Genomic DNA, 9,342 nt, shown 5'->3' on the forward strand with positions numbered 1-9,342 from the left:
CCCATGCGTAACATGCTTCGTTGCCGTCGAGGGTCCGCCGCGTTCGCAACCGTGGTTGCCCTGGTGCCGCTGATCGGAGTGATGGCGCTCGGCGGTGAAGCCGGGTCCTGGTATGTGACCAGGCAACGCGCCCAGAGTGCGGCCGATGCAGCCGCCTATTCGGGCGCCTTGCGGTTGGCGTGCGACAGTGCTCCACAGCCTGGCACAACCTGCAACAATACACAGACATATGATTACCGCGGTAAGCAAGTTGCGGCCCAGAACTCGTTCTGCAATTCAGGCGACACCGGCTATTCCGGCTCCACGTGTGCTACAAGTCTTCCGCAGGGCGTGTCGAAGTCGGTCCAGATGGCCTCGTGGAGCGCGGGTGGGGCAACATTCGTCCAGGCTACCGTTAGCCAACAGCAGCCAGCATACCTGGCTCAACTGCTTGGCTTATCGACGATCAATGTGAACGCGACGGCGATCGCCAAAATTGATAGTTTGGCGAAACCTCCATGTGTGTTGGCGCTGAAAGATCCCGTTACATTCCAGGGTAGCCCTACCGTATCGTCGCCAACCTGCGGCATTTCGTCGAACAGTACGGCCGACAACGCAATTGGCTTCAAGGGCAATTCCGGCATCCAGGTGAATGCGCCGAGCTACACGGTCGGCGGCTGCTCCCAGACGGGGGGAAGCCAGTGCACGAACGTGAAAACCTATCAGCAACCTATCCCCGATCCGTTAAGCGGATTGGCCACCGCGATCGGGGCGTTGAAGGTGCCGAGTGATTTTCCCAACAAGTCATGCGGCGGCTCGACAATCGTATCTTATGAAGCCGGCGCGTGCGTTAATACCAGCGGTAACCCGTCGCTGCCTGCGGCGGTGAACGGCACGATCAGTATTACCGGCACGTACTATATAACGGGGAACCTCAGGATCAATGGCAGTCCAACCATAACGGGAACGGCTACCTTGATATTCTTTAAAGGCGGATCGCTTTCGATCACCGGTAACCCGACGATCCAACTGACGGCGGTGAAGTCGCCGTCGGGTCCGTCCGCATTGTCGGCAACGGCGAAGTATCTGCTGAAGGATGTCCTCATCTACGATGATGAGACGACGAGCGGCGGCGTCAGCATCACTGGTTCCTCCAGCAGCTATTTCAACGGCACGGTCTACGTACCAAATAGCCCCGTCACGTACTCGGGTAACAGCACGAATGGCCCCACTAGCGGTTGCTATCAGGTCATAGCCTACGCCGTGAAGTTCCAGGGCAATACGACGCTGGACAATTCCAACTGTACGTCCGATGGGGCAGTAAAGCCGAACGTTCAAACCGTGCGTTTGGTGCAGTGATGAGAAAGCTCGACCAGCGCGGGGTGGCAGCTTTCGAGTTTTGTCTCGTCGGCGGGGCCTTGTTCACTCTGATCTTTGCCATCTTTGATTTCGGACGATATGCGATCACGGTGCAATCGTTGCGCATGCTTGCGAGTGCCGGCGCGCGGGCGAACATCATCAACTGCTACACGCCTGCTGTCATCGCGGGCACATCACCATCCGCTTGCACCACTGACTATCTGTCGGACCCAGAGAAGCAGGCCATTGTTCCCTTCCTGTTTAACTCCAGCCTCGGTCTCTCGCCGACGGTGACCACGACGGCTGGAGCCTCCGCACTGACCATAACGGCATCTCAGACGGGCTTCACCATGCTGGTGCCGGTATGGGGCACGTCCTTCAACGCGCCGAGCGTGTCCACCCAGGTTCCGTTCTGACGTGCTCCGATCTGGGGCGCTCGGCGCCGGCGGGCGTCCGAACGGACTCGGCCCGTCGGATAAGCCGACGATTAGCCCAAGCGGGCTACGAAAGTGGTGCGCGCTGGCAACATCGGGGAGTTTTCTCACGGATTGCCACGGCCGGGTGGGCGTGTCTCCTTGCAATCAAGGCGCGTGGCGGGGGATGATCCTTGGGCCGCCGTTTGCGGCCTGGCTCCGGGGCGTGTCCGGACTTGTTCGGGCGTGCTCCGGTTCGGGCGGGCCAGGGAATAGAATTGGAAGGTAACTATTTGTAGTCGGACAGACTGTAAGCTCTATGGCGTGGTGCGCGAAGGAGAGTGATCAGGAAGTCGGAGGCCGTAAATTTACGGAATTGGCCGTCGGAAATGCGGCGCAGGGGATTCGGATGGTTGGTGGTCGCGTCTGGGGTAGCGTGGGACACGCGATTGTCGCCTTGAGCATGACAGCTCTTGGCGCTTCGGTTGCCTTGTTTGATTCCAGCGACTGCGCACGGGCCGCAGACCGTCGGGCTCCGCCGAGCGGCGGCGTCTTCGTCAGCGAAGCGAGCGACGTCCAGCGGGTCCGGGTGACGATCAACAAGTCGCGCACCTTCAGGGTCGAGACGGCTTTTTCCACCATCGTAGCGGGCTCGGCCGACATCATCGACGTGAAGTCGCTGAGCGATCATCAGATTTATATCCAGGGCAAGCAACCCGGCACAACCAACGTCATTCTGCTCGATTCCACGATGAAACAGATCGGTATCCTCGACGTTGAGGTTACGATCGACATCGGCAACCTTCAGCAGAACATTCAGGCCTCGACGGGCGCTCGCGGTATACGCGTTGCTGCCTCCGAGGGACAGGTGATCGTGAGCGGAACGGCCGTCGATTCGGTCGTTGCGGAGCGTGCGATGGCGATTGCGACCAGCACCGCTCCGAAGGGCAGCGTCGTCGTCAATGCCATGAACGTGGCGACGCCACAGCAGGTGATGCTCGAGGTCCGCTTCCTCGAGGTCAACCGGTCCGCCGGGCGCGAGCTGGGGATGAACCTCTATGGCGCTAATGCAAGCGGAACGAACATTGGCAATACCGGACTCGGCGGGCCTACTTCCATAAATACCGCCAGCGGTCGCGTTGCGTTGCCAAGCACGGGCCCGCCTACCGGCTCGATTCCTCTGCTCGGCACTGCTGGCACGTTGGCGGCGACGGCGGCGGGAGGGGTCGCTGTCCCGTTTGGAAGTCTCCTCACTAGCGTCCTCCGAACGAGCAGTGGCGCCTCGGTCGATTTGCTTGTGACAGCATTGGAGCAGAAGGGTCTGGTACGTCGCCTTGCGGAGCCAAACCTGATGGCGCTATCGGGTGAATCGGCTCGGTTTCTGGCTGGCGGTGAATTCCCAGTGCCGGTGGCCTCGACGCCGGGCGCTGCCGGGGTGGTGCCGACTGTCACTATCCAGTTCAAGACGTTCGGTGTTGAATTGGGCTTCGTTCCCACGGTGCTTTCGCGCGGCGTGATCAATCTACGAGTCGAGCCCTCTGTCAGCGAACTCGATTTCGCTAACGCTGTAACGATCGCCGGCACGACGATACCAGCTTTGAGCAGCCGCAACGCTCGGACCACGGTCGAGTTGCGTGACGGCCAGAGTTTTGCCATCGCCGGTCTGCTGCAGACGCGCAATCGTCAAGATGTCTCGCAATTGCCCTGGATCGGGTCGGTGCCTGTGCTTGGAACGCTGTTTCGTTCCTCGTCCTACCAGCAGCAGGAGACCGATCTCGTCATCATCGTAACGCCGCGCCTTGTGGCGCCAGCGGCACCCGGCCAGCAACTGGCGTCGCCGCTGGATTCGCGCATGCCGGCCAATGACGTCGATTTCTTCCTCAACGGCCAGATGGAAGTGAAGAAGCGCTACAACGACTACGTCAGTTCCGGTGGTGAACTGAAGGGACCGTATGGTCACATCATCGCGCCCGATGCGCGCCTGCCCGCACCGCCGACGGTTGTAACCGACCAGCCGGTCGTCAAGACACTCAATTAAGGGACGACCGATATGACATGCACGACGTTACTCGCGGTCTTCACGCTTGGGGCTTGCAACGGCTTGGCCGGTAACGACGAGATGGACCGCTACTTTCAGCGGTCTGATACCATTACGCTGAGCGCCGGCGACGCCAAACAAGTCAACGCCGCCACCCACACGATTCATCCTTGGCCGAGAGGTGTCGGCGATCGCAGAATCGTTGTTGATGCGGGGAAGACGAGTAACGCTATAAAAAGCTACCGCAGAGGTAGCCAACCGTTCGATCCGCTGCCGGCGTTCGGCGGAAATACGCCGGCAACCGGGCATCCTCCAATGGGGGTCGCCGGTGCGACGGCGGCTATTGTGGACGCAGGAGGCAGCGTCGACGTAGGCACGCGTGCGGCCATTGTAGGCGCAGGCCCCGCCCGATGAGTTTAATGGTTGAGTTGTTGCCGGCGGTGGGGCGGGGATAATGCTCATGGGGCGCCTTCTTGTATGGCTGGCCTGCGCCTTGCTGGCCACAGCCTTGGCGGCTTGCGAAACGGTGCAGGAAACAACCGTACGCGACGCTGCCGTTGTTGCACCCGTTGCTCCTGCCGGCCCAGACCCAGTGCAGGAGCCGACTGATGTCAAGTACTACGGTTCTGACGAACCTGTCCGGATGGGGCTGGAACACTTCAATCGCGGCAGTTACGGAATCGCCAACCGCTATTTCAAGGATGGCGTCGAGAAGGCGCCGAAGGATTTGACAGCTTGGATCGGTCTTGCGGCGAGCTATGACCGGTTGCGCCGCTTCGATCTGGCCGACCAGGCCTACGCGCAGGCGATCCGCCTCGGCGGCGAGACCGTCCAGATCCTGAACGATCAGGGCTACTCCTACATGCTGCGCGGCAACCTGACGGCGGCGCGGCGAAAGTTCGAGAAGGCCTATTCGCTCGACCCGGGTAACCCGGTCATCGCCAACAATCTCGAGCTGCTCAACGGCAGCCGGAGATTCATCGAGAGGCCGCCGAACAACCAGCCGTAGCCTGATCGCGTTCGCGGGACAGCAGCTTGATCCTGACGAGCCTTCCTGGACTGCTGGACTGTGGCGTGCAAGATGCTTGATCAGCGCCCGAGCTTGGCCCCGAGAATGTTGCCTGGTTGATCGAACGCTTGTCCGCGTCAGCGATGAGCGAGGAGGATCATGGGCGATGCGCAGTCTTCTCTTAGCCGGCGGGAAGCTTGAAGCAGCCATTTTCACCATATGGGTTTGACGGTTTTGCGCGGAGACGAGCCTGCAGGAAAACTAACTTCTGGTGGGCCCGCAGTTTGGTTAACGCGGACCAGGGGCGATCTTCGCCGGCGCGTCGCAGGCGGCGGTGAAGCACGGTTAAAGCGGCATCTCGCCCGCCATCTCAACGTTGTTCAGGAGCGATCATAGCAGCGGCTTGCGCCACGGGAGTTCCGCGGCGCAAGCAGCAGGGCGGAGGTCGCTCGCTTCGTAATAGGTCCTCAAGCCGGGCCGTTGGGGGAGGAACAACCCGGGGTCTCGTGGGTGAATCGCCCGAAGCTTGAGAAAATATAAAGCTTTGTGGCTTAGACATCCTTCAGTTGCATCCTTCGCAGTGCCTTTTAGCTCCGCTCGTTGCCTCAGGACCCTTTGACATGGCCAAGCCAGGCATCTTCAGTTTCGAAGGCCTAAAGATGAATAGGGTTAAGGCCCTCTTGCTGCTGTCCTGCTTGTTACTGGGCTGCGCCGACCTCCTGACGACGAATGTGATCCTGGATCTCGGAATGAGCGAACTGAACCCGGTCATGAGGCTGGCTCAGACTTGGCTTGGGGTGTGGTGGCTTGTTCCCAAGCTCGGTTTAACGCTTCTGCTGGTGGGGCTGCTTTGGCGCAGCAAGAACGTTTACAACGTGGCCCTTGTCGTGGCTTTCTGCTCGACGCCCGTACTAAACAACCTCCTCCTCATCGTTGCGGGCACGAACTGAACGAGCGACTTCGCCCCTTCAGCGATTGGCGACTGAGGAGGCAAGTGGTAGGCTTCCGCCATTTCCAAGGCGGCGATTTGAATGGACGAGCTATTTGGATTGAGCAGATTTCTGTTGACGCTTTTGATCTTCGTTCCGATCGAGCGACTATTTGCTGCGCGGCCTCAGAAGATTTTCAGACGTGGCCTGCTGACCGATATGGCCTTCCAGTTCGTCAACGGGTGGATGATCATGATCGGCGTAATCGCTGTTGTCGCGATGGCCATTGTGATCAATCGATCGGTGCTTCCACTGGCAGTGAAGCAGGCGATCGACGGTCTTCCTTACTTGGTCCAGGCGGTTCTCGTGATCTTGATCGGGGACCTCGGGGTCTACTGGACTCACCGTATCCTGCATGTGGTGCCCGCCATGTGGCAAATCCATGCCGTTCATCACGCTGTTGAAGAACTAGACTGGCTCGCTGCGGTTCATCAGCACCCGCTTGACGTGATATTCATGAAGGCTGGCTCACTGTTTCCGCTCTTCGCGCTCGGCTTCTCCACGGAAGCGATAGGGACCTATATCCTCGTCTACTCCTGGCAGGCCTATCTCGTTCACGCCAACGTGCGGTTGAACTATGGCCTGCTACGATACGTCCTGGTGTCGCCGGAATTTCATCATTGGCACCACAGCAGCGAAAAGGAAGCCAGAGACAAGAACTTTGCCGGGATGATCTCGTTCTACGATTGGCTGTTCGGAAGCGTCTATCTTCCGAAGGGGCAGAAGCCGAAGACATTTGGCGTCGATAATCCTATGCCCTCAAACTACTTGGCTCTTTTGGTCTATCCGTTTATCGCATGGGCATCGAACAAAAAGACGACGCCAAATCGCGCGAGAGATGAGCGGCCGACGCGCTGCGCGGACTAGCTGGAAATCGTCGTCAGATGGCGGCCGACGGCTGTGGCAACCAAGCGCTATCCGCCCTCATCCGTTGGCTCAACCTTTTGCTGCGCCAAGGGTGAACCTCGTGATGCCTCAGTGCGCGCTCGCGATTATGACAAGATTGTTCAATACTGGCGTAGAGCAGAACGCCACCACGATAGCAATGTTGTAAGGATTATTGCTGCGCCAAAGCAGCCACATCATGAAATACGTCAAAGCAAGCTTAGGGATAAGCCACCAAACTCCGAGCCACGTCTGAGCAAAGTGCATGAATGGGTTTAGCTCGTGTAGACCGAGATTCAGGATCACGTTTGTGGTGAAGAGATCGGCGATCCCAAGCAACAAGACGGAAAGCACCAAGAGTGTCTTAGCCAAATTCGCTTTAGCCTTCGGCGCTGAAGATGGCTTGTAGCATGGCGTTACAATAGTCTCATAAGCGAATGCAGCGCCCTCGAGGGCGTTCTGCTCAAACCAAGCTTGCGCGTCCTCGTTGGTCGCAAACACCTTCAGGTGCTGCGGGTCGCCGACGTTCTTGCTCGTGTCCGTAGAGATCCAAACTTTCATCTCATAAGCTCAATCTGGCAGCGTGGAGAAGGTCAACGAGAAGGATCATGACCTAAATGGCTTATGCGCCGCAATTGGCCATTCGCCGTGGTTTTACAGGGAAATGAGCTTCTCAGCGCGCCGTCCGCAAAGGTCTGACCGATCTCCGTTAACTGACAGGCGTTCATGCCATTGCGCTTATTCCTGTACCGCCAACTTCCGCGCCCGGTGGCTTCCATGGCCTGTCCGCGCGAATCGAGGCCGGTGCTCGCTTGCCTTGCAAATCATTGAACGTTCGTCAATTTCCCCGCGCGGGCACGACAGGAGGCCAGATCGTTTCGATCTTTTCAGGGATATCAGGGCTAGCCCGCATTTCTCACACGGCCAATGGATTTGCGACGGGCATTGGTGGATCGGCGCGAAGGCGACGAGGATCGTGGCGCCGGAGGCGCTGGGGTGGACTTGGTTTTGAGTGTGTCTCCGATGGGCTTGTTGGTGATGCCGCCGATTGGGCGCGTCGCAGCGTCGCGTGTCAGGCCGGCGAGGCGCGAGCCTTGGCGGCTTCGGCCAGGCGACGAGCCGCGTGTCCCCACGGCTGAGCGGCTGGGCAGGCCGAGGCCATGGCGATCCTGATGCGGCGGACACTGGTGCGCACCAGGGCGCCGATCTTGAGGAGCTTGAGGCGGATGGTGCCGCAGGTGGCGTCCGCAAAGGTGGTTTCGGCAAGGCCGATGCGCCGCAGGGCGCAGATCAGCACATAGGCCATCGAGGCGAACCACAGCCGCAGCTGGTTGGCGCGCATGGTGGCGGCCGAGGTGCGGTCGGCGTAGAGGTCGAGCTGGCACTCCTTGATGCGGTTCTCCATGTCGCCGCGGCGCAGTAGATGTCCTCATAGAGCTGCCGCGCGCCCACCGCGCTGCGCTTGAGCGAGGTGACGACGAAGTGCGGATTGGTCTCGCCTTGCGTCCACTCCGCCTTGGCGACGACGCGGCGCCGACGGCTCCAGGTGTCGCGCGTGCTCCACTGGAAGTCCTTGAAGCGGCGGGCCGGGCGGCCGGTCGTCTCGGCCGCGGCTCTCGCCGCGGCAAGCTCCTGTTCGATCATGGCGACCAGGCGCGTGTTGCGGGCGAGCCGAACAGATAGTCGACGCGGTTCTGCTCGCACCACGCCATCAGCGCCTCGCGCGCAAAGCCACCGTCCGCCCGCAGCACGATGCGCGTAAACGGCCAGCGGGCGCGGATCTGCCGCACAATCCGGGCAACCTCCTCGACGCTGCCCGCGCTGGCGTCGATGTCGGCGCGCCGCAGCTTGGCCGCCAGCAGATGCCGGCCGCAGAACACGTACAGCGGCAGATAGCAGTAGCCGTCGTAATAGCCGTGGAAGAAGCGCCCCTCCTGATGCCCGTGCAGGGGGTCGTCGGTGGCACTTGCTCTACCTTCGCCCGGCTCGAGCGGAAGCTTGATCGTTCGCCAGCAGCCGGGTCCAATTCGTATTGCAAGGGCGTTAGAGGGCCTTCCGGCTAGTTCGGTCGCAGCACAGCGTCAGCCTGACGACTGTCCTTCCTGACGATGATGATCGTCCCGTTTCTGATTGCGAACTTCGCGCCGAGCAATTTGGGCACCTTGTCCGTGATGGGAGATGGAAAGGGGATGGCCGGCCCAGTGATGGGATCGCCGACGCTGACCGGCGCCGTGGAAGAGCCCACGATGGGCGCCGGCTTGATATAATCGCGGATGAGCTGAACCTCTTCGCGGGAAAGAATGAGCGGGGCCGGTTCAACGCGAGCTTCTCGCGATGATTGGGTTGTTTGATCGATCACTTTCTCTCCGGCTTCTTTGCTTCTTTCGATGTCATCGAGTCTTGCTATCCGGTCTTTGAGCAGAGGCAGCTCGCGTTGCAGGGTGGCTAGCTCTGATTTCAGGGATTTGACCTGCATGAGAGCGCCGACTGCGCTGGCGCAGCTCATGACGACGAGAACGCTCAGCACAGCGAGTAGTGCGCGCTCGACGCTTGTGCCGGAACTGCGGCCGTCTTGCGGCGATTCATCCTCCTGGAGGTGGCGGCGCCAGATACTCATCCCATGCTTCATCCGTGCCGTGAGCCTCGAGAGGCTGTCTCTTATACACATCT

8 protein-coding genes and 1 pseudogene are annotated in these 9,342 nt (G+C 60.1%); 6 read left to right on the plus strand and 3 right to left on the minus strand.

The genetic code is table 11. From position 1 onward, the window contains the following. Positions 1-3: 3 nt before the first annotated feature. The 6 genes from FXB38_RS41055 (at position 4) to FXB38_RS41085 (ending at position 6,654) form a co-directional block, all read left to right on the plus strand. Positions 4-1,338 carry a pilus assembly protein TadG-related protein gene (locus FXB38_RS41055; protein WP_148756565.1) on the plus strand — a complete coding sequence of 445 codons (1,335 nt, stop codon included), beginning with the start codon at positions 4-6 and terminating at the stop codon, positions 1,336-1,338. After that, a complete protein-coding gene (locus FXB38_RS41060) occupies positions 1,338-1,754 on the plus strand; it encodes a TadE family protein (RefSeq protein WP_246230609.1) in 417 nt (138 codons plus the stop codon). The genes FXB38_RS41055 and FXB38_RS41060 overlap by 1 nt, the downstream gene beginning before the upstream one ends. Positions 1,755-2,160: 406 nt before the next feature. Further along, complete coding sequence (locus FXB38_RS41065; RefSeq protein WP_148756567.1) at positions 2,161-3,789, plus strand: type II and III secretion system protein family protein; 1,629 nt, start codon at positions 2,161-2,163, stop codon at positions 3,787-3,789. A 454-nt stretch (positions 3,790-4,243) separates the two neighbouring features. Beyond that, complete coding sequence (locus FXB38_RS41075; protein ID WP_246230610.1) at positions 4,244-4,798, plus strand: tetratricopeptide repeat protein; 555 nt, start codon at positions 4,244-4,246, stop codon at positions 4,796-4,798. A gap of 620 nt (positions 4,799-5,418) precedes the next feature. Next, a complete protein-coding gene (locus FXB38_RS41080) occupies positions 5,419-5,748 on the plus strand; it encodes a DUF5658 family protein (RefSeq protein ID WP_246230611.1) in 330 nt (109 codons plus the stop codon). 81 nt (positions 5,749-5,829) lie between these two features. Next, positions 5,830-6,654: a sterol desaturase family protein gene (locus FXB38_RS41085; protein WP_148756568.1), complete on the plus strand. Its 825-nt coding sequence runs from the start codon at positions 5,830-5,832 to the stop codon at positions 6,652-6,654. 108 nt (positions 6,655-6,762) lie between these two features. On the opposite strand, the gene FXB38_RS41090 is transcribed toward FXB38_RS41085, so the two are convergent. From FXB38_RS41090 to FXB38_RS41100, 3 genes and pseudogenes are all read right to left on the minus strand, one after another. Then, on the minus strand, positions 6,763-7,233 hold the full coding sequence (locus FXB38_RS41090) for a DUF5658 family protein (RefSeq protein WP_148756569.1): 471 nt from the start codon (positions 7,231-7,233) through the stop codon (positions 6,763-6,765). 511 nt (positions 7,234-7,744) lie between these two features. Next, a pseudogene (locus FXB38_RS41095) lies at positions 7,745-8,636 on the minus strand (IS1380 family transposase); the annotation flags it as partial. Between the two features lie 95 nt (positions 8,637-8,731). Continuing rightward, positions 8,732-9,342 (minus strand): hypothetical protein (locus FXB38_RS41100; protein ID WP_246230612.1); only part of this gene is annotated, 611 nt, incomplete at its 5' end.

It is taken from the genome of Bradyrhizobium cytisi (genome assembly GCF_008123515.1).
Lineage (GTDB): Bacteria > Pseudomonadota > Alphaproteobacteria > Rhizobiales > Xanthobacteraceae > Bradyrhizobium > Bradyrhizobium cytisi.